At 39.7% G+C, this 19,735-nt stretch carries 20 protein-coding genes; 2 read left to right on the top strand and 18 right to left on the bottom strand.

Annotated elements, in window-relative coordinates; translation table 11 throughout:
• From pseH to tviB, 18 genes are all read right to left on the bottom strand, one after another.
• Entirely contained in the window at window positions 1-513 is a 513-nt protein-coding gene (pseH, locus tag FTT88_RS06685; protein ID WP_180173796.1) for a UDP-4-amino-4,6-dideoxy-N-acetyl-beta-L-altrosamine N-acetyltransferase, read from the bottom strand.
• A gap of 2 nt (window positions 514-515) precedes the next feature.
• The gene (pseG, locus tag FTT88_RS06680; protein WP_180173795.1) at window positions 516-1,613 is read right to left on the bottom strand and encodes a UDP-2,4-diacetamido-2,4,6-trideoxy-beta-L-altropyranose hydrolase; all 1,098 of its coding nucleotides are present in this window, start codon (window positions 1,611-1,613) and stop codon (window positions 516-518) included.
• On the bottom strand, window positions 1,610-2,308 hold the full coding sequence (gene pseF / locus FTT88_RS06675) for a pseudaminic acid cytidylyltransferase (protein ID WP_180173794.1): 699 nt from the start codon (window positions 2,306-2,308) through the stop codon (window positions 1,610-1,612). Before pseF ends, pseG begins: the two co-directional genes overlap by 4 nt.
• Window positions 2,309-2,310: 2 nt before the next feature.
• Complete coding sequence (gene pseC, locus FTT88_RS06670; RefSeq protein ID WP_180173793.1) at window positions 2,311-3,471, bottom strand: UDP-4-amino-4,6-dideoxy-N-acetyl-beta-L-altrosamine transaminase; 1,161 nt, start codon at window positions 3,469-3,471, stop codon at window positions 2,311-2,313.
• 1 nt (window position 3,472) lies between these two features.
• On the bottom strand, window positions 3,473-4,471 hold the full coding sequence (gene pseB, locus FTT88_RS06665) for a UDP-N-acetylglucosamine 4,6-dehydratase (inverting) (protein WP_180105766.1): 999 nt from the start codon (window positions 4,469-4,471) through the stop codon (window positions 3,473-3,475).
• A gap of 105 nt (window positions 4,472-4,576) precedes the next feature.
• The gene (locus FTT88_RS06660; protein WP_180173792.1) at window positions 4,577-6,436 is read right to left on the bottom strand and encodes a nucleoside-diphosphate sugar epimerase/dehydratase; all 1,860 of its coding nucleotides are present in this window, start codon (window positions 6,434-6,436) and stop codon (window positions 4,577-4,579) included.
• 60 nt (window positions 6,437-6,496) lie between these two features.
• Entirely contained in the window at window positions 6,497-7,666 is a 1,170-nt protein-coding gene (locus FTT88_RS06655; RefSeq protein WP_180173791.1) for a DegT/DnrJ/EryC1/StrS aminotransferase family protein, read from the bottom strand.
• 35 nt (window positions 7,667-7,701) lie between these two features.
• Window positions 7,702-8,358: a NeuD/PglB/VioB family sugar acetyltransferase gene (locus FTT88_RS06650; protein WP_180173790.1), complete on the bottom strand. Its 657-nt coding sequence runs from the start codon at window positions 8,356-8,358 to the stop codon at window positions 7,702-7,704.
• On the bottom strand, window positions 8,358-8,960 hold the full coding sequence (locus tag FTT88_RS06645; RefSeq protein ID WP_180173789.1) for a sugar transferase: 603 nt from the start codon (window positions 8,958-8,960) through the stop codon (window positions 8,358-8,360). Before FTT88_RS06645 ends, FTT88_RS06650 begins: the two co-directional genes overlap by 1 nt.
• Before the next feature lie 153 nt (window positions 8,961-9,113).
• Window positions 9,114-9,653, bottom strand: coding sequence for a serine O-acetyltransferase (locus tag FTT88_RS06640; protein ID WP_060513820.1), 540 nt, complete (start codon window positions 9,651-9,653; stop codon window positions 9,114-9,116).
• Window positions 9,654-9,685: 32 nt separating this feature from the next.
• Window positions 9,686-10,825: a glycosyltransferase family 4 protein gene (locus FTT88_RS06635; RefSeq protein WP_180173788.1), complete on the bottom strand. Its 1,140-nt coding sequence runs from the start codon at window positions 10,823-10,825 to the stop codon at window positions 9,686-9,688.
• The gene (locus tag FTT88_RS06630; RefSeq protein WP_180134920.1) at window positions 10,822-11,916 is read right to left on the bottom strand and encodes a glycosyltransferase; all 1,095 of its coding nucleotides are present in this window, start codon (window positions 11,914-11,916) and stop codon (window positions 10,822-10,824) included. The genes FTT88_RS06635 and FTT88_RS06630 overlap by 4 nt, the downstream gene beginning before the upstream one ends.
• Window positions 11,913-13,031, bottom strand: a complete 1,119-nt coding sequence (locus FTT88_RS06625) for a glycosyltransferase (protein WP_180134921.1) — start codon at window positions 13,029-13,031, stop codon at window positions 11,913-11,915. The genes FTT88_RS06630 and FTT88_RS06625 overlap by 4 nt, the downstream gene beginning before the upstream one ends.
• Before the next feature lie 31 nt (window positions 13,032-13,062).
• Complete coding sequence (locus tag FTT88_RS06620; RefSeq protein WP_180173787.1) at window positions 13,063-13,611, bottom strand: DapH/DapD/GlmU-related protein; 549 nt, start codon at window positions 13,609-13,611, stop codon at window positions 13,063-13,065.
• Window positions 13,612-13,731: 120 nt separating this feature from the next.
• Window positions 13,732-14,325, bottom strand: a complete 594-nt coding sequence (locus tag FTT88_RS06615) for a DapH/DapD/GlmU-related protein (RefSeq protein ID WP_121531745.1) — start codon at window positions 14,323-14,325, stop codon at window positions 13,732-13,734.
• Window positions 14,325-15,497, bottom strand: coding sequence for an oligosaccharide flippase family protein (locus tag FTT88_RS06610; protein WP_180173786.1), 1,173 nt, complete (start codon window positions 15,495-15,497; stop codon window positions 14,325-14,327). Before FTT88_RS06610 ends, FTT88_RS06615 begins: the two co-directional genes overlap by 1 nt.
• A gap of 10 nt (window positions 15,498-15,507) precedes the next feature.
• Entirely contained in the window at window positions 15,508-16,530 is a 1,023-nt protein-coding gene (locus FTT88_RS06605; RefSeq protein WP_180173785.1) for an NAD-dependent epimerase/dehydratase family protein, read from the bottom strand.
• 12 nt (window positions 16,531-16,542) lie between these two features.
• Window positions 16,543-17,820, bottom strand: coding sequence for a Vi polysaccharide biosynthesis UDP-N-acetylglucosamine C-6 dehydrogenase TviB (gene tviB / locus FTT88_RS06600; protein ID WP_180173784.1), 1,278 nt, complete (start codon window positions 17,818-17,820; stop codon window positions 16,543-16,545).
• A gap of 404 nt (window positions 17,821-18,224) precedes the next feature.
• On the opposite strand from tviB, the gene FTT88_RS06595 reads away from it, so the two are divergent.
• Both FTT88_RS06595 and FTT88_RS06590 read left to right on the top strand, forming a co-directional pair.
• Complete coding sequence (locus tag FTT88_RS06595) at window positions 18,225-19,301, top strand: polysaccharide biosynthesis/export family protein (protein WP_218955726.1); 1,077 nt, start codon at window positions 18,225-18,227, stop codon at window positions 19,299-19,301.
• A complete protein-coding gene (locus FTT88_RS06590; protein ID WP_180008026.1) occupies window positions 19,301-19,729 on the top strand; it encodes a low molecular weight protein-tyrosine-phosphatase in 429 nt (142 codons plus the stop codon). The genes FTT88_RS06595 and FTT88_RS06590 overlap by 1 nt, the downstream gene beginning before the upstream one ends.
• Window positions 19,730-19,735 lie beyond the last annotated feature (6 nt).

The following is a 19,735-nucleotide window of genomic DNA, read 5'->3' as shown; positions in this document are numbered from 1 at the left end:
TTATCTCTCTAACCATTCTGATTTCAATAGCCCAAACTGAAAAATATCAAATTTCCCACGACTATCTTTGAAATGTTCTCGAAGTAAACCTTCTTGCTGAAATCCTAACTTTTGATGAAAAGAAATTGATTTTTCATTAAAAGCCAAAACTTGCCCAAATATTTTTTCAATATCTAAAATATCAAATGCGTATTTAATTGCAGCTTGCCCTAATAACCTACCCATTCCTTTTTCAGCATTTGGTTTGATATAAAAACCCCATTCATATGCCGAACTATTTTCAATGGATTGAAATGAGATATAACCTTGGGGTTGCTCATTATATTCAAAAATACAAAAAAAACGATCCGTTCTATTTTTATTTCTTTCAAACCATGCTTCATGATCTTCATACGCAATTTTTGAAGTACTCACCATCCATTTACGAATGTCTTCATGATTGCGCCATTGCAAAACTTGCACTAAATCTTTTTTTTCAAGCTTTCTTAATTTTGCATTCTGTTGATCTAACATTTTTATAGGCTCTTCCGCAAAATTTCGTTTATGAGTAAATTAACACCTAGACCTTCAGTAATTTGCATTGATTTTCTTTGCATATCTCTTAACTGAGCAGGTTTTATTTTTTGTAACACTATTGATAACTTTGTTTTTATTTCAGTTTGATCTAATGAAATTGTTGCACCTAAATCATGCAAACCTTTTGCAATCATTTTTTGATTTTCAGCCATACAAATCATAATCGTAGGCAGACCTAGACAACATCTTTCCCATGCCGTACTTCCTGCTGCGCCAATCGCAAAATCATGACTTATCATCAGTTCTGCCATATTCGAAACGTTCACCAAAACTTGCGCTGGATAATTTAATTGTTTAGTTTTATCAATTACACATTCTTTCCATGGGGAATTTAGTCCCATAATAACTGTTAATTCAATTTCATAAGACAAAACTGTATTTTCAAAAACTTCTAAAATTTGTGTTGTTAAATTGTCTTTATCAACACCACCCAAATTAATCAGTAACTTAAGTTTTTGTGTAGATTCTTCAATTTTGTTTAGATTGATTTTTTGTCTAAATTCAGTAAATTCAGGTCTCAACAAAGCATATTTAGGCCCAAGCAACACTTTCGCCTGACTCTTATTTAATACATTATAGTCATCTTCAGAATTAATTAATCCACAATCTAAAATAATATCAGCATCATGTTCGCGATTTGCTAAATCATCAATGACTAAAATATGTTTTGCAATTTTTTTTAATGATGTCTCCCATTTTGTAGAGAGCCCATAATGATCAACAATCACCCAATCAATTTTTTGATATTGTGCAGTGATTAAACTTAATGTTTGCTCAGCATCATATACTTCTGAAACACCCAACCATTTTTGATACTCAGTATTAAGCAATAATTCAGTATTTTCTTGATCGTTTTCTAAAATAAAAGTTTGGTATCCACGTTGAGTGACAAAATCAACCAAATTTCCATCATGATTTCGAGAAATAAAAAAACATTGATGTCCTTTTGCTTTTAATTGATCAGCAATAGACAAACAGCGAATAATATGCCCAGACCCTATCTCAATAGATGCATCAGCTCGAATTGCAAAAATCACGCTTGATGTTCCAATAACAGATTTGCCATTAATTCAGCACGCGACCAATCATCAATAGTATCAATATCTTGCACACGATAGCGAGGAAGTTCGACAATTTTAGACTGATCAGAAAAAATAACTGATTTATTTAACCAAGCCTCCGCAGTTCCCCAATAGAATTGCCCTGCATCGTGCCAAGCTTCTTCTAAATCTTGAGAGCGAGTATTAAAATGCTCTGGTGAAAACATCTCAACATGCCCCTGTTGAGTCAACTTGATTGCTCTCTGAATTGGAAATGGAAAAGTGGTCGCACTGAACACATAATCCACTTTTTCAGCCTGTATTAAACTTAAGCCATTTCGTAAATCTTGCTGAATGACAAAAGGTGCTGTTGCATACAAGCAGCATACATAATCAGGGCGAATGTGATTTTCATTTTCAAAAAAATTTACAGCATGCTGCATGACATCAGCAGTCGTTGCAAAATCATTTGACAACTCTTCAGGTCTTAAAAATGGAACTTTTGCGCCGTATTCCTGCGCCACTTGTGCTATTTCAGCATCATCAGTCGATACCCAAACCTCATCAAAACACCCACTTCCTAACGCAGCCTGAATTGACCACGCAATCATTGGTTTGCCATGAAAAGTTTTAATATTTTTCCGAGGAATTCGCTTACTTCCGCCTCGTGCAGGAATAACGGCAAGTCTCATACTTACACCAATATCTCTTTCAAACTTTGGTAAATATAGTCTATTTGCGTTTGGGTCAAATCTGGATACATAGGTAAACTAATCGCAGAGGCATAGTAAGATTCTGCTTCTGGGAAATCCCCCTGTTTAAATCCAAGATTTTCATAATAAGGTTGAGTATGTACAGGGATATAATGCACATTTACACCAATACCCTTTTCACGTAATAACTCAAATACCTCTTTACGAGTTTTGCTAATTTCATCAAGCTTCAATCGGATCACATATAGATGTAATCCTGAATACGTTTCAGGTAATTGATAAGGTAATACTACGGGTAAATCCTGTAAAATTTTATTATAAACTTTTGCAATATCATGACGTTTAGCAACAAATTGCTCTAAACGGTGCATTTGAGAAACACCCAAGGCAGCTTGCAATTCTGTCATACGGTAGTTAAAACCAAGATCAACTTGCTGGTAATACCAAGGACCTTCTGGTTCTTTACTCATTAAATCCTGATTACGCGTAACACCATGACTACGCAACAAATCCATTTTTTGTGCTAATTGAGCATCATTGGTTAATGCCATACCACCTTCTGCTGTGGTAACAATTTTTACAGGATGGAAACTAAAAATTGTAATATCAGAATATTGCCCAGCACCGACATAAACATCGTGATACTTACCACCGATAGCATGTGATGCATCTTCAATAATTTTAAAACCATATTCCTGTGAAAGTGCATAAATTTTCGCCATATCACAAGGTTGACCACACAAATGTACAGGTACAACAATTTTAGGTAATTTATTTTCTTTTTTTGCTTGCTCTAACTTCAACTTCAAAGCTGCGATAGACATGTTATATGTTTGCGAATCAACATCTACAAAATCAACATCCGCACCACAATATAATGCACAATTCGAAGAAGCAACAAAAGTAATAGGAGATGTCCATAAGAGATCTCCTTTACCCAATCCCAAAGCCAAACAAGCTATATGTAAAGCAGATGTTGCACTATTCACAGCTAAAGCATGTTTAGCACCAACTAATTGTGCCACTGATTTTTCAAATGCAGGAACTTGAGGACCTTGCGTCAGAAAGTCAGATTTCAATACATCAACTACAGCATCTATATCTGCTTGATTAATATTTTGTTTGCCATATGGGATAAACATTTTAGATATTTCCTATTTTTTCAGCGTTTTTCACTAACCATTTTTGAAGATCTTCTGAACTCATCCAATCCACATTGTTGTCGCTTGAATAATGGAAACCTTCTGGTACTTTTTTACCATCTTTAATGCGTTCTGCAGACTCAGCCCAATCATTAATCACTGGTAAAATTTTATAGTGCTCAGGATATTCAAATGTATAGTATGAGTCTTCTACACTGATCATCTGTTCATGTAGTTTTTCACCAGGGCGAATACCTACAACTTCTTGTTTTGCTTCTGGTGCAACTGTTGATGCTAATTCAGTCACTTTCATTGATGGGATTTTTTTCACATAAATCTCACCACCAACCATATCATCAAAAGCATGCCAAACTAATTCAACACCCTGCTCTAAAGAAATCATAAAACGTGTCATACGATTATCAGTAATAGGTAAAACACCTTTATCTTTAATTGACATAAAGAATGGAATTACCGAACCACGTGAGCCCATAACATTTCCGTAACGAACTACTGAAAATTTAGTTCCATGTTCGCCAGAATATGCATTACCAGCAACAAAAAGCTTATCCGATGCAAGTTTTGTTGCACCATATAAATTAATTGGGCTGCTTGCTTTATCTGTAGAAAGCGCAACGACTCCTTTTACTTTTTTATCAATACATGCATCAATCAGATTCATAGCTCCATTGATATTTGTTTTGATACACTCAAAAGGATTATACTCAGCAGTTGGTACGATTTTTGTAGCTGCTGCATGTACGACATAATCCACGCCATCTAAAGCACGATATAAGCGCTCTTTATCACGTACATCACCAATAAAAAAACGAACTCTCGGATCGTTCTTAAATTTTTTAGCCATTTCCCATTGTTTCATTTCATCACGCGAAAAAATGATTATTTTTTTAGGATTGTATTTTTCTAATGTCATTGGTACAAATGTATTACCAAATGAACCTGTACCACCTGTTACTAATATTGTAGAACCTTCTAACATAAATTCCTCTTTTAAAATCACATCGCATCAAATTAAATTAAAACACTTACACTTTTGGAGTAAAACATAATAAAAACAATAAATTAACCATTAGATAAATTACAATTATTTTTTCAAAATAACTTTATATCCATCTACATATTTACTTAATATGTTAGCTAATTGCGTATTATAATCCTTCGTATCATTAAAATTCGACATTATTAAAAATATAGAAAAAATTTCATTAAACTCATAAAACTTTTCATAAGACTTTAATATCCGCTCATGCTCCGTTTTTTCCACATTATCCGCATCAATCAACAATTCTTCATAGAGTTTTTCGCCCGGACGTAAACCTGTAAATTGTACCTCAATATCACCTATACCATTTTCATCGATTGCTCGAAAACCACTCAAACGAATCATTTGTTTAGCTAAGTCTATTATTTTAACTGGCTCGCCCATATCAAGCAGAAATACATCACCACCTGTCCCCATCGCACCTGCTTGAATCACGAGCTGAGCTGCTTCAGGAATCGTCATAAAATAACGCGTAACTTCTGGGTGCGTTACTGTAACAGGCCCGCCTTGAGCAATCTGCTTTTTAAACAAAGGGACGACAGAACCTGACGAACCAAGTACATTACCAAAGCGTACAATACTAATTTGCGTTTTTGGATTCGTCGACGCTAGGCCCTGACAATACAATTCTGCCATGCGTTTAGACGCCCCCATCACATTGGTTGGACGTACCGCTTTATCTGTTGAAATTAAAACAAAAGTTTCAACATTTTGATTCACCGCTGCATCGACACTACGCTGTGTACCAATGGACGTATTATAAATACCTTCAAATGGGTTTGCTTCAACAAGTGGTACATGTTTATAAGCTGCGGCGTGATAAACCGTCTGCACTTTGTACTCTTGAATAATACGTTCTAATTTTTGCTGATTGGTGACAGAACCTAGCACTGGAATAATTTGTATATCAGAAGCCTGCAATTCACGGTCGATTGAATATAAGGCAAATTCAGACATTTCAAACAGCACTAACATTTTAGGCTGATGCTTCACGATCTGACGGCATAACTCCGAGCCGATCGACCCCCCTGCTCCTGTCACCATGACCACTTTATTTTTAATATTTTTTTCTAAGAGTTCAGGCTTTGGTGGTACAGGATCACGCCCTAATAGGTCAATAATATCCACTTCACGAATATCTGAAACTTGAACTTGACCATCGACCAGTTGGGTTACCCCTGGCAGTTCCATGATTTTGACATCTGCCATATCAAAAGACTCAATGAGTTCTTTTTTACGCGCACGTCCGACTGAAGGCATGGCAAGTAATACTTCTTCAATGCCAAATTTTCCAAGTTTCGCTTGCGCTTTTTTGGGTGAATAAATCTTTAAACCACTCAGTGACTGCCCTTGTAAGGAACGCTTATCGTCAATAAAACACACCGGCAAATAATCATCTGAACGGTTTAAAGCGGCGGCAATTTGCTGGCCTGCCAGCCCTGCGCCATAAATTGCCACGCGTTTACGACTTTGCTTTTTGGCAAAAGTTTTAAGAGTAGCGTAGCGAATGACGGCACGACTCCACCACATGTATGAAAACAGCATAAAGCCATACATGAGCGGAATACTCATCGGAATAAATGCGACATTCAATTTTTTAATCGTGTACAGCGCCACGATTTGAATAAATGTCCCGATTAAAATCCGCAGTAAATAGTCTTCATTAAATGAACGCACAATTGCACGATAAATACCGAGCAAGGCAAAAATAGCAATGCCACAAATACCGACATAAATATACCAAGCATCCAGTCCTTGCATGACCTGAACATTGGGACGTGCCAAACGTATGGCATAAGCCAGCCACATCATCAGCGGTAAAACACAAATATCCATCAGCACCAAAACGATTTGTTTTTGGCGACGCGGTAATGATGCTATAGAACGGATAATGTTTTTCACAAGATGCTCAAATGGGGTCAATAAAGCGGATGAGAGCGCATATTATACGCCCTTTTCAGGTTAGATTTTTGCGATCACTGCTTGGATCGCATCCACGGTTTTTTGCAGGCTGTGCTCGGACAATGTTGGATGTACAAGGAACATTAAGCTTGTTGTACCGAGCTGATTAGCTTGCGGTAAAGACTGCGCAGGACGCCAAGGCGTACCATCAAATGCTTTTTCTAAATACACTTCTGAACACGAGCCGCTAAAACAAGGCACATTCAATGCATTGATTTCTGCCATGATGCGATCGCGCGACCAATCTTCAGGCAAGGCTGAAGTATTCACTTGCACATAGCATTTATAGGCTGCATGCACATATTCAACAGATGGTTTTGCTACAGTAAAATACGGACTATTTTCAAACGCCGCTTGGATACGTGCCATATTGGCGTTACGTTTTGCCGTCCATTCAGGCATTTGTTTGAGTTGCAGACGACCAATCACCGCTTGCATTTCCATCATGCGCCAGTTGGTGCCAAATGAATCATGCAACCAACGGAAACCCGGCGGATGCTGAGTGTTGTAAACGCTGTCATAATTTTTGCCGTGATCTTTATACGACCACATTTTTTTCCACAGACTTTCATCATTGGTAGTGACCATACCGCCTTCACCGCCTGTGGTCATGATTTTGTCTTGGCAGAAAGACCATGCACCAATATGCCCGATTGAACCTGCTGATTTGCCTTTGTACATTGCACCATGCGCTTGGGCACAATCCTCAATCACAAAAATGCCTTTTTCCTCAGCCAATTGCATGATTGGATCCATATCACACATCCAACCTGCCAAATGCACACAAATAATCGCTTTGGTATTCGGCGTAATCACTGCTTCAATGGTACGTCGAGAAATATTCTGGGAATCCAGCTCTACATCAGCGAAAATCGGATTGGCACCTGCGGTGACAATTGAACTTGCTGACGCCAAGAACGTCCGTGAGGTAACAATCACATCATCGCCTGCGCCAATACCTAAAGCTTTGAGTGCTAAATCGAGTGCGACTGTACCATTGGCCACGGCAACTGCATGCTTGGTTCCTGCAAACTGTGCAAATTCCTTTTCAAATTCACGGCATTCTTGACCAGTCCAATAATTCACCTTATTAGATAAAAGGACTTTTGATACCGCATCGGCTTCTGCTTGAGTAAAGCTTGGCCAAGGTTCAAATGCACTGTTTAACATGGAGTTTTCCTAGTCTCAAAATCGAGTTTAAAAATCTATTTTTTCGTTACAATACGGGCGGGATTTCCCATCACTGTTGCGCCTGGAAGCACACTTTTAGTCACGACAGCACCCATACCAACAATAGCACCTGCACCAATCACTAAAGGCTGATCAGGTGTGCCCTGCTTAATCATCGCACCCGCGCCAATATAGGCATGCGCGTGTATATGAATATTGCCGTTGCATTTTACGCCTGGCGCGAAAGTAACGAAATCCCCAATCACACAATCATGCTCGACATAACTGTATAAATTGGCATGAAAACACTTGCCGATTTTGACATTGGAGCCAATGCAGACAAATGGACTTAAAGCCGAACCTTCAGCGAGTTCTATCTGATCCATTAAAACCACATGGTCCGCAGTGATCGACCAAAGCTGAATGCCATCTGCTTCTAAACGCTGAGCGATTTTTTCACGCACACGACTATTGGCAATCGCAATTTGCACGTATTTTTCTGAAGCCGTTTCATTTAAAAATGCGAGGTAATTCATGGCGCGATGACCGTTTACTTCTGCAACCGATTCCAAGGCATCATCAATAAATACGATTTCTGAAGCATCACTTTCACGTGCTAATTGCTGGCGTGCAACAGGCATTAAACTGCGCCCACAACCTGAAGCTCCGTAAATCGCATAGAGTGTTGTCATTATTTTTGTTCCGGTGTGCCGGTAAATTTGGTCGTGGTGGCTTCACCTTCGGCACTGATATCATCCTTGGCAATCACTTTTTTCACGGTTTTTAACATGATTTTAAAATCGAGCCATAAAGACTGATTTTCCACATACCACGTATCGAGTTCAAACTTTTTTTCCCATGAAATGGCATTACGACCATTCACTTGAGCATGTCCTGTGATGCCCGGACGCACGTTATGACGTTTGGCCTGCTCACGATTATAGAGGGGTAAATATTCCATCAGCAGTGGTCGTGGTCCGACAATACTCATATCGCCTTTAATTACATTCCACAGTTCAGGCATTTCATCCAAACTGCTGGCACGAAGCATTTTACCAAATGCGGTCAGACGCTCACTGTCTGGCAATGGATTGCCATCGAGATCGAGTGCATCTTTCATAGTGCGAAACTTCACCATTTCAAAAGGCTTACCATGCAGACCCGGACGTAGCTGACGAAATAAGACTGGCGAACCTAAATTCTTTTTCACCTTATAAGCCACCAAAGCATAAACAGGAGACAGCAGCACCAGCGCAGATGATGCAATAACAATATCCAATAAGCGCTTTAACATGGTTCACTCTTAAGATTAGATGAAGATGGGGAAATGGTATCCATTTCTAGCAATGATTATACCCTGTTCGAGACCATCAGATTTGTAAAATATTTCAACGGTCAAAGGGACTCAAGTAGTGCCCATTCCAAAAGATCCCAAAAATATAGTCGTTTAGAGATCGGTCCAACGACGATTGACTGCATGACCCGGGTTATTCATGCTGATAACTTTCGCGTAGTTTCCTACCGCAGTTGCATTTTCAGGAATGTCTTTCGTCACAACGCTGCCCGCACCGATAGTGGCATTATTGCCAATTTTGACATGCTCAATAATGCAGACATTTGGCCCAATATAAACATTGTCACCAATTTCTGCTGCTTGACGGCCGCCATTTGCACCAATGGTGGTAAATTGCGATAAATTTACATTATTGCCAAGCACAGTCGTAGGGTTAACAACCAGCGGCCCGCCATGACCAATAAACAGACCATATCCAATTTGAGTTGTGGTATGAATATCTATGCCGTACTGCTTTTTTTTATAATAATAAATGGGATAAGCCAACTTTGCCCAAAATGATTTTGCACTGGCTAAACGCAGCCAAAATGAAAAATTAAAACCGCGATTGAATAAATAAGTTTTCAAAAATGATTTAAAACCAAGATTGCCCGTATAGCGGTATAAATCACTTTTTATATATTTTAAAGTCATCTGGATCGTCTCTAAAATTGGGTAAATCGCCTTTAATGGATATCCATTTCAGCCATCATGTGCTTATTCACTTGATGCACATCATATTTATTCAGCGCAATTTCTCGCGAACGCTGTCCCATATACTCAATCAGTTTTGGATCTTCAATAAAGTATTGCATGCATTGCACCAAATCATCTATAGACTTCACCCCGACCAAATAACCATTCACACCGTGCGATACCGTTTCACGACAACCCGGTGCATCAGTGGTAATAATCGCTCGACCCATCGCCATCGCCTCTAATACCGTACGTGGCGTACCTTCACGGTAGGACGGCAATACATAGACCGAGCTTTGGCTAATTGTAGGACGCACGTCACTGAGTTTGCCCCAATATTTGAGGCGACCATCGGCAATCCATTCATCAAGTTCAGCTTGTGAAATGGCCGAAGGATTATCATCAATCCAACCGACCAAATGAAATTCCGCTTCAGGATGCTTTTCTTTGATGATACGTGCGGCTTCGGCATATTCACGTACGCCTTTATCACCGAGCAAACGTGCAATCAGTAAGAATGAGGCTTTGACTGTCCCCGCATCATTTTGCGGTAAGGGCAATACATCAAAGTCTTGTACATTGACCCCTGAGCCATTCACCACCACCGTCGGTTTTTCAGCGTCAAGCAAATGCATGTCTTGGAACAGCTTGAGATCATCAGGATTTTGGAAAAAGACTTTATCACTATGTTTCAAGGCTTGTGCATATAAACCATGCACCATTTTTTGAAACAGGCTGCGTTTACCCGATTCGACATTTTGGAAGGCATAACCTAGACCGGTAATTAAAGCAAAGCGATGTGGGATTTTTGCCAACCATGATGCCAGCGTGCCGTAAATGACTGGCTTAATGGTATAAGACAGCACATAGTCAGGCTGAATTTGACGGATCTGCTGATAAAGATGTTTTAACAGTTTTAAATCCGACAGCGGATTGGTGCCTGTGCGTTGCATGGGAATTTCATGCAGATGATAGCCAAGGGCTTGCAGTTTTTGCTGTTCTTCAGGGAATGATGCGAATTCAGGCGCCATAATATGAATTTCGTAGCCTTGTGCATGAATAGCTTCCAACAGTTTCCCACGGAAATTTAAAACAGAAGGCAAAAAACTGCTGATCATCAGAAATTTCAACGGCTTTGCTCCCAAACTTGCATATATTGCTGACTCACTTTCTCAATACTGAAATGTGCTTCTACGCGCTCACGCACGGCTTGTTTCAACTGCAATCTTTGATCATTGCTTTGCTGCACATAATTTAAAATTGCTTGCACCAATACAGCCGAATTGCGCGGCGGTACAATTTCGCCAAGCTCTTGCACAATATATTGCGCATCACCAACATCGGTGCTGATACAAGGCAAACCTGATGCCATGGCTTCGACCAACACATTCGGAAAACCTTCGGTAATTGAAGTCATGAGGAATGCATCAATCGATTGATAAAAAGCAGGCATATCTGAGATTTGATCCAATAAATGGACTTTTTGACTATCCAATTGATATTGATCGAATAAAGCCTTTACTTCAGGATTCTCTAAACTCGCTCCGCTACCTGCAATTTTAAAGATGATGTCTTGATCCTTGAGTAAGCCCATCGTTTCAAACAAATAAGGGTAGCCTTTGGCCGTGTGATAACGCCCTGCAAAACCAATCACGATTGGTTCATGCAATTGGGGATTAGGCTGAAATTTATCGAGAAACACACCATTGGCAATCACTTGGCTATTGCCATTTTTAAAGCCGAAGGCCTGATGCTGCTGCATAGACGAATGCGCACAATAAATAATAGCACTAGGTTGCTGTGATAGTATTTTACTTATGCCCAAGGCAATCTTGGTGCTGATTGATTCATCTTTAGGAGAAGCAAGAGAATGATGAATACCCCATACGACCTTTGGTTTTTTCGCTAAACCAATAACACTGAGACTGGTCAATGCATTGGCATGGTACATCCAGCATTGCACCGTTGCGGGCTGTAGCTTTTTGAGTAATGCGCGCAGCTGACTCACCGTACTCAGCGTATTTAAACCATTCCAACCGAGCGCATAATGCGACTGACAACGCTCTAAAGTACTTTGATACACCTCGGAAGTTTTCATCAGTGCAATGATCACGTGCTGATAGTCATGTTCAGTTTGCTGAATTAAGCGTGCCAACATCATTTCGGCACCACCCACGCCTGCAAAGTTGGTGATCACATGTACCATCAAAGGTTTGCTCATGCCGCCGACTCCATCATTCGCAAATACTGCTTGAGTACGGTTTGCTTATGAAACTGCTGAATATGTGATTCAAAATCAGCATCTTGATATTGCACATAATCTGCAAATATCGCTTGCTGTATCGCTTGGGTTAAACCTGCCTGATCATTACATTCCACCAACAAACCAAACTTAGAGTTTTCTAGAATTTCCATTGGTCCACTTGGACAGTTGGTACTCACCACTTTCACTTTAGAGGCTAAGGCTTGAATAAGTACACCCGGCAAGCCTTCCCAATTCGAGCTTAAAACAAATAGCGATGCATATTTAAAATAAGCGTATGGATTGGCATCAAAGCCCGGCAAATCCACCACGTCTTTTAAACCCAATTCAGCAACTAAAGCCTCAAACTCTGCACGCAGTTCGCCCTCACCTAAAATCAATAATCGGGTTTCAGGATGCTGATCATGCAAGGCTTTAAAGGAGCGGATCAGAAAACCAAAGTTCTTTGCTTCAGTGAGACGCCCCACTGCCAAAATCACTTTATGGTCATCATTTAAAAATTTGTGTGTGACTGGCGCTTTGAGTTTTTCAAAATAGGCATCGTCCAATACAGGGTTATAAATCGTGCTCAGATTATTATTTTTATAGCCATAATATTCACGAAAATCGGCTTCAACCCCTTTGGAAACACAGACCACTTGCTGTGCCATGGGATAAGTCCAATTCACCAAAGTTTTCAGCAAAAATTTGGCAAGACCTTGCAATTTTAAGTTTTTGGACGGCGTAGATACTTCACGGAAGATTAATCGCGTTTTAACACCTGCGAGTCTTTTCGCAATACCTGCCACAATATTGGTGTGGGTTTGCGTTGCGACTAAGCAGTCGTATTGCTCAGCTTTCATTTTTATTTTTAAAGGCTTGATGCTATTCATCACCCGACCGCAATTAAAATTCACCAATTGAATTTTCGGGCTGACTTCAGGCAACAGCTTAGCTTTATCACCTGTGACATTACACACGCCCAAATGAATATTTAGACCTTGTTCCGCAAAGCTGTTGGCGAGTTGAATGACTGTACGTTCTGCACCGCCACCGCCCAAGCTCGGCAAAAAGAACATGACTTTATTCAACATATGCAGACCTAAATTTTAAAATGGGAGAATATTAATGCAGTGTTTTTGAGGCTTGAATCGCCATGGCACGCTCAACACGCTCACGATAATCCGTGATGCCAGCAAGCTCACTGTCACTGGCACAGGTGCTTTGAATTTTGGCTTGATAATCAGCAAAACTGGATACCACTTTGGCAGGCACACCAATCGCCACGCTATGATCAGGAATATCTTTTGTCACCACTGAGCCTGCACCAATCACCACATTTGAGCCAATGCTCACGCCTGGCATTACAATGGTATTGACCCCAATAAACACATGCGAACCAACTTGAATTGGGGCAAAGCGTTGGTAGCGCTTGCCTTGCTCATCATGAACCAAACATGTACTGCCGTCATGGGTAATAAATTTCACCCCTGAGGTCACGGTCACATGATCACCAAGGCTGACCAAAAATGGTTCTGAGCCCCAGCTTTTAATATAGATTCGACAGTTTTCACCGACTTTTACACCTTTTTTACGTGCATAAGCCACACTGCCTTTTGCCATAAAATAAGCCAAATCAAACAGCTGTCGAAACGCAGAAACCATAAATGCCATACGCATGACCTATGTCAGGATCAGAAAATCAAAAGGGAGAAAATTAAGCTGAATATTTTACGCTGAAAATCTACTTTACGATATGGAAACCGCAGTCACGATGCAGGATGAAAAAAAAGATCAGAGCGATTTGATTTTTTTAACAGGACTACCGACATAGACACCTGATTCATCCAAAGGTTTCGAGACGAGGCTACACGCACCAATCACCGAATCACTTGGAATTTTCACACCATCAAGTACCGTCACCCGTGCACCAAGCCAAATATTTTCGCCTAAACTGACCCCTTGTTTAGTAATTGCATCTTTTACCAAAAGATCAGGTTCACCAAATTTATGATTACTGGCAATGATAATGCTTTGCGTGCCTATACGGGTGTTATCGCCAATGCTCACACCGCCACAGCCATTGATAAATGACTTCGAGTTAATGCTGACATCTTTACCAATCGACACCTTGCCACCAAAGCATTTGATATAACAACTTTCACCAATAAAACTGTTATCCGCGATTTCTAAGCTTGCGCCTTGCTCGACAATTAAACTGACATGATCACCAATATAAACATTCTGACCAATCTTCACTTGTCCACTAATATCAACCGTACAGGCTTTACCGAAATAACGAAATTTCGTGCCAAAAGCCACATTATAAAATTGCTGACGGCATTGTGCAGTGAACCAATTCATCAGTTTTAACAGTTTAAAAAACATCAGCTTTTGTTTCTCCACACCACATATAAAATGGCAAAGTTATAAATAATCAGCGCCACAGGCACCGCCAAGAGCATATAAATTTTATCGGCACATAAAACATATAAGCCTGCAAATAAAGCGAACTTAACCATGAGTTCTACGATTTGTAGTTTAAATAAGACTTGGCTATTCCGCTTGGCAATTAAATAAGCCGAACTTGGCGGATTACAGAAAACCGCCCAATAGCCTAGAGCTAAAATTTGGAAATAAGTTGAGATACCAACCCATTCAGAACCAAAAATCCAAAGATATACCGATTCAGGCAAGATAAAGAAAATTGCAAAAAGAGGCAGTGACACTAAGCTTAAATGCATACTTGCCTTTAAGGCATTTTTATTTGAATCCGTGCTTTTAAACTTACGGATAAAAAACTGGCGTAAAGTCTGCGAAATCAAATTGATCGGCACACGTAAAGTCCGCTCGACAATGGCATAGAAACCCATTGCCTGGACACCGACAAAATGCGACACCACATAATACGGTAAATTATGTGAAAAACTATTCAACAAGGCATGCGGGGTATTGGCATAAATAAAATCTTGATAATTTTTAAATGCCTGCCAACTGACTTGATAGAGCTGATACTTCAATAGGTAGAGCAACATCGCCACAATCATCAGAATCGAGCTGACATTGTAGCTATTCACCAAACTGATCTGCATAAACAGTGGCAAACTCAGTTGCACTGCAACCACAATCGCACTTCTAAAAATATTTAAGCTCGCACAAAAATATTCCTTATGCGCAGCAAATTGATAGTTATAAACGCTTTGAAGCAAGGTATTGGCAAGCACACCAGTTGCCACAGCACATGCCATTTCAACATTTAAAATCAGGCTGATAACGATGCCACTCATCACAGCGATTACTGTTGAAAAGACTGCACCCTCAAAAATCAGGCTTTTTTTATCTTGTTCCTCAGCGACCAACAGCGCTTGATCCAAACGTAAATTGGCTACTGTTGAAAGTACACTGACAATCGCCAAAGCAATGCCATACGCGCCAAAATCAGTAACAGAATATAGACGTGTTAAAACAGGAAGTGCGATAAATGTCATTATCGCACCTGCCAGTAAACTTAAGGTAATCAGTCCAATAGACTGATACTTTGCGAAAATTTTCGCAATCATCTGTTCAATATCATTTTAAGTTATTGACATACCAACGCATCGCCAATTGAATGCCTTCGGCAATTTTAAACTGCGGTGCATAACCCAAGCCTTGCTCAATTTTGGCAATACTGGCTTGCGAATGACGTACATCACCTGCACGGAACTCACGGTACACAGGATCACGGTCAAATTGAACATCATTTTCAGCAAGTGCCACTTGAATGGCGCGATATAACTCATTCAACGTAGTACGGTCACCCACAGCCACGTTATACACTTGGTTTTTAGCGTCATCAGATGCAGTTGCCGCCAAAATATTGGCTTGAACCGTATTATCAATAAAACAGAAATCACGGCTGGTTTCACCATCGCCATTAATGTACACATCTTCGCCCGCGATCATCGATGCCGTCCATTTCGGAATCACAGCGGCATAAGCACCGTTTGGATCTTGGCGCTGACCAAACACGTTGAAATAACGTAAACCAATCGCTTTAAAACCGTAGCTACGTGCAAATACATCGGCATATAGCTCATTCACATACTTGGTTACTGCATAAGGCGACAATGGATTACCAATGTTTTCTTCAACTTTTGGCAATGCAGGATGATCACCATAAGTCGAACTGCTGGCTGCGTATGTGAAGCTTGCAACACCCGCATCACGTGCAGCCGTCAGCATATTTAAGAAACCGCTGATATTGGTGTCATTGGTAGTAATCGGATCGGCAATCGAACGCGGTACAGAACCTAAAGCGGCTTCATGCAGGACATAATCCACGCCAACACAGGCTTTTTGGCAGTCGGAAAATTGGCGAATATCACCTTCAATAAAACTGAATTTCGCCCATTGCTCAGCAGTCACTAAACTTTGCACTTCATCCAAATTATGCTGATGACCTGTGGCAAAGTTATCTAAACCCACTACGGTTTGGTTGAGCTTAAGTAATGTTTCGAGAAGATTCGAGCCAATAAAGCCCGCAACACCTGTCACTAGCCATGTTTTAGGTGCTGTTTTAAGGTTTTCACATACCTGTTGGTATTGATTCATTTGGTATGCCCCTTACAAACGAAGATCAGATTCGGCTTGAGATAACACGTATTTCAAGTCATACAGCACATGATCAGCTTTACCCAAAGCACGGATGGCATCTACGCCCATGTCTTTAAATTGCTCATGCGCGACTGCCAAAATCACAGCATCATATTCACCTTGTGCAGGCGCTTGTACAGGCTGAATCCCATATTCATGCACAGCTTCAGCAGCATCCACCCAAGGATCATAGACATCTACATTGACATGATATTCTTGCAATTCTTTCACAATATCAATAATGCGGGTATTACGGATATCCGGGCAATTTTCTTTAAAGCTTAAACCTAAAATTAAAACTTTGGCATCTTCTACTTGAATGCGTTTTTTCAGCATGGCTTTCACCAACTGCGTGACCACATAAGCCCCCATACCATCATTTAAACGGCGACCCGCTAAAATAATTTCAGGGTTGTAGCCAATCGCTTGGGCTTTATGCGTTAAATAGTACGGGTCAACACCGATACAATGACCGCCAACCAAACCAGGGCGGAACGGTAAGAAGTTCCATTTTGTTCCCGCCGCTTTTAATACCGCTTCGGTATCAATGCCCATTTTATTGAAAATCAACGCCAATTCATTAATTAAGGCAATATTCACATCACGCTGGGTGTTTTCAATCACCTTCGCTGCTTCAGCTACTTTAATGCTGGCTGCTTTATGTGTGCCTGCTTCAATAATCAGGTTATAGACTTCATCAACATAATCAGCGATTTCAGGTGTTGAGCCTGAAGTAATTTTTAAAATATTGGTGACGCGGTGCAGTTTATCGCCTGGGTTAATACGCTCAGGGCTATAACCTGCATAAAAATCTTGATTGAAGGTTAAGCCTGAATTTTTCTCTAAAACAGGGATACACACTTCTTCGGTTGCACCCGGATAAACTGTTGACTCGTAGACAACCACATCACCTTTTTTCAACACTTTTGCAATGCTTTCTGAAGCTTTCACCAATGGGGTTAAATCTGGTTGTTTATATTCATCAATCGGGGTTGGAACAGTAACAATAAAAAAATTACAGTCATTTAAGTCTTCTAAATTTGCGCTGTAACTTAATTGAGCTGATTGTGCTAATTCTTCAGGAGAAACTTCTAAGGTATGATCACGTCCGCTACGTAATTCATCAATACGCTTCTGATGAATATCAAAGCCCACCACGGGAACTTTTTTTCCAAACTCAACAGCTAGCGGTAAACCGACATAACCTAATCCGATTATGGCAATTTTTAATTCGGAGAGTTGTAACATACTGAAGCCTATGTCATCGATGAATCATCAATCATCGTTATGTTGTAAATAGCGTTAAATTATATCAGAAAATCAAATTTCGATTGTGTAATGATGTTCTATGAGGACTGTAATTTTAATCAAAAATATTTATAGGATTAAACAATTCACCCTATAAAACCAACTTTGTATATTTAAAAAAATTTAAATAACAATAAGATCTTTAAAAAGAAATTCATCCATGCAAGTCTTGATTAAACTTACGATTTAAAACAAATGTAAAGCTATATTCTACAAGGTGAATAGTATAAACTTAACATTCTAAAATGAGTAATTTGGGTACTTAAACCCGTATTTCAATTCAATGATTCAAATATTTTATAAATAGGATTTGTATTCGAGTGAGTTACTATCGTTATAGCTGTATGTTAGCTTTGAGTCTAAGTATGACGGGTTGTGCCATTACTTCAGGCTTACAAACCTATGACCTTCCTAAAGAAGGCACATTTCAGACTGATTTAGGCTCGACAGTCAATGTTATTAAACTAACTCAAGAAAATTTAGTTGCTGTTCAACCCGCCCAAGTAAATCAGCAAAATTTTGCCCATCTGTTCAATCAACAACAAAAAAGTTATCGTTTAAATCCGGGTGATATTTTATCTATTTATTTATGGGCATACCCTGAAATTACACCACCCACAAATACAATTAACAATCAAGATGCCATTATTTCTAATGGCTACCAAATTGATCAAAGTGGCTATATCCAATTTCCAATTATTGGCCGATATAAAGCTGCAGGAAAATCGCTGATACAAGTCAATCAGGAATTACGCAGCCAACTTGCTCGTTACTTAAAAACCCCAGATGTGATTGTTCGCGTACTTTCCTACCAAGGACAACGTTTTTCGGTTCAAGGTAATGTAATGAAAGGTGGTCAGTTTAATCTAACCGATCAGCCGACAAGTATTTATACTGCTTTAGGTATGGCGGGCGGAGTAAATAGTCAATTTGGTGACAATGCATCTTTAACCTTAGTTAGAAATGGTCAAAGTTATGTACTCAATAGTATTGAACTTGAAAAAGCTGGATATTCTTTACACAACTTACTCATCAAACCGAATGACACAATTTATGTCAACTCCCGTGAAAACCAAAAAATTTATGTGATGGGAGAGTCTGGAAAAAACCAATCTTTACCCATGCGTGAACAAGGCATGAGCTTAAGTGATGTCCTGGGGGAAAGTCTAGGGATTAACTCACTTTCAGCGAGTCGAGGTAAAATATACGTTGTGCGTAGCGATATGCATAGCCCAATGACTGAAATTTACCATTTAGATTTGACCAGTATTGGTGATTTTGGTCTCGCAAACCAGTTCAAAATGCGTAGCAATGATATTGTGTATGTTGATGCATCTGGTTTAGCTCGTTGGCAGCGTGTGATCAATCAAGTGATTCCTTTCTCAAATATGATCTATAACATGGACAGATTGGGCCAATAATGTTATTTAAAAATATTTTGGTGGTCTGTGTAGGTAATATTTGCCGAAGCCCTATGGCAGAATATCTCCTAAAAAAAGCTCATCCCGATCTGAATATTTATTCAGCGGGAATCTCAGGTATGATTGGACATGCAGCAGATGAAAAAGCTCAATACTGTATGCAAAAAATTGGCATCGATATGAGTGGACATATTGCCCAAAAATTAAATGCTGAACTGATCAAAAAATCAGATTTAATTTTGGTCATGAGTTCAAATCAACAAAAGCATATTGAACAGACATGGCCATTTGCAAAGGGAAAGACTTTTCGTTTAGGTCATTGGCAAGGTAAAAATGTGCCTGACCCATATCAGCACGATCAAGCTTTTTTTGACCAGACCTCAGAACTGATCCAATCTTGCGTTGCAGATTGGACTAAACAAATTTAACTTTTG

The sequence above is a fragment of the Acinetobacter sp. YH01024 genome (genome assembly GCF_013420195.1).
In the GTDB taxonomy this organism is placed as follows: Bacteria; Pseudomonadota; Gammaproteobacteria; order Pseudomonadales; family Moraxellaceae; genus Acinetobacter; species Acinetobacter amyesii.
This window is presented reverse-complemented; position numbering and strand designations above follow the sequence as displayed.

Bases quoted from the DNA above. Each gene is read 5' to 3' on its own strand.
- pseH (WP_180173796.1), bottom strand. From the start codon at position 513: ATGTTAGATCAACAGAATGCAAAATTAAGAAAGCTTGAAAAAAAAGAT.
- pseF (WP_180173794.1), bottom strand. From the start codon at position 2,308: ATGAGACTTGCCGTTATTCCTGCACGAGGCGGAAGTAAGCGAATTCCT.
- pseC (WP_180173793.1), bottom strand. From the start codon at position 3,471: ATGTTTATCCCATATGGCAAACAAAATATTAATCAAGCAGATATAGAT.
- pseB (WP_180105766.1), bottom strand. From the start codon at position 4,471: ATGTTAGAAGGTTCTACAATATTAGTAACAGGTGGTACAGGTTCATTT.
- FTT88_RS06655 (WP_180173791.1), bottom strand. From the start codon at position 7,666: ATGTTAAACAGTGCATTTGAACCTTGGCCAAGCTTTACTCAAGCAGAA.
- FTT88_RS06650 (WP_180173790.1), bottom strand. From the start codon at position 8,358: ATGACAACACTCTATGCGATTTACGGAGCTTCAGGTTGTGGGCGCAGT.
- FTT88_RS06645 (WP_180173789.1), bottom strand. From the start codon at position 8,960: ATGTTAAAGCGCTTATTGGATATTGTTATTGCATCATCTGCGCTGGTG.
- FTT88_RS06640 (WP_060513820.1), bottom strand. From the start codon at position 9,653: ATGACTTTAAAATATATAAAAAGTGATTTATACCGCTATACGGGCAAT.
- FTT88_RS06630 (WP_180134920.1), bottom strand. From the start codon at position 11,916: ATGAGCAAACCTTTGATGGTACATGTGATCACCAACTTTGCAGGCGTG.
- FTT88_RS06625 (WP_180134921.1), bottom strand. From the start codon at position 13,031: ATGTTGAATAAAGTCATGTTCTTTTTGCCGAGCTTGGGCGGTGGCGGT.
- FTT88_RS06620 (WP_180173787.1), bottom strand. From the start codon at position 13,611: ATGGCATTTATGGTTTCTGCGTTTCGACAGCTGTTTGATTTGGCTTAT.
- FTT88_RS06615 (WP_121531745.1), bottom strand. From the start codon at position 14,325: ATGTTTTTTAAACTGTTAAAACTGATGAATTGGTTCACTGCACAATGC.
- FTT88_RS06610 (WP_180173786.1), bottom strand. From the start codon at position 15,497: ATGATTGCGAAAATTTTCGCAAAGTATCAGTCTATTGGACTGATTACC.
- FTT88_RS06605 (WP_180173785.1), bottom strand. From the start codon at position 16,530: ATGAATCAATACCAACAGGTATGTGAAAACCTTAAAACAGCACCTAAA.
- tviB (WP_180173784.1), bottom strand. From the start codon at position 17,820: ATGTTACAACTCTCCGAATTAAAAATTGCCATAATCGGATTAGGTTAT.
- FTT88_RS06595 (WP_218955726.1), top strand. From the start codon at position 18,225: ATGTTAGCTTTGAGTCTAAGTATGACGGGTTGTGCCATTACTTCAGGC.
- FTT88_RS06590 (WP_180008026.1), top strand. From the start codon at position 19,301: ATGTTATTTAAAAATATTTTGGTGGTCTGTGTAGGTAATATTTGCCGA.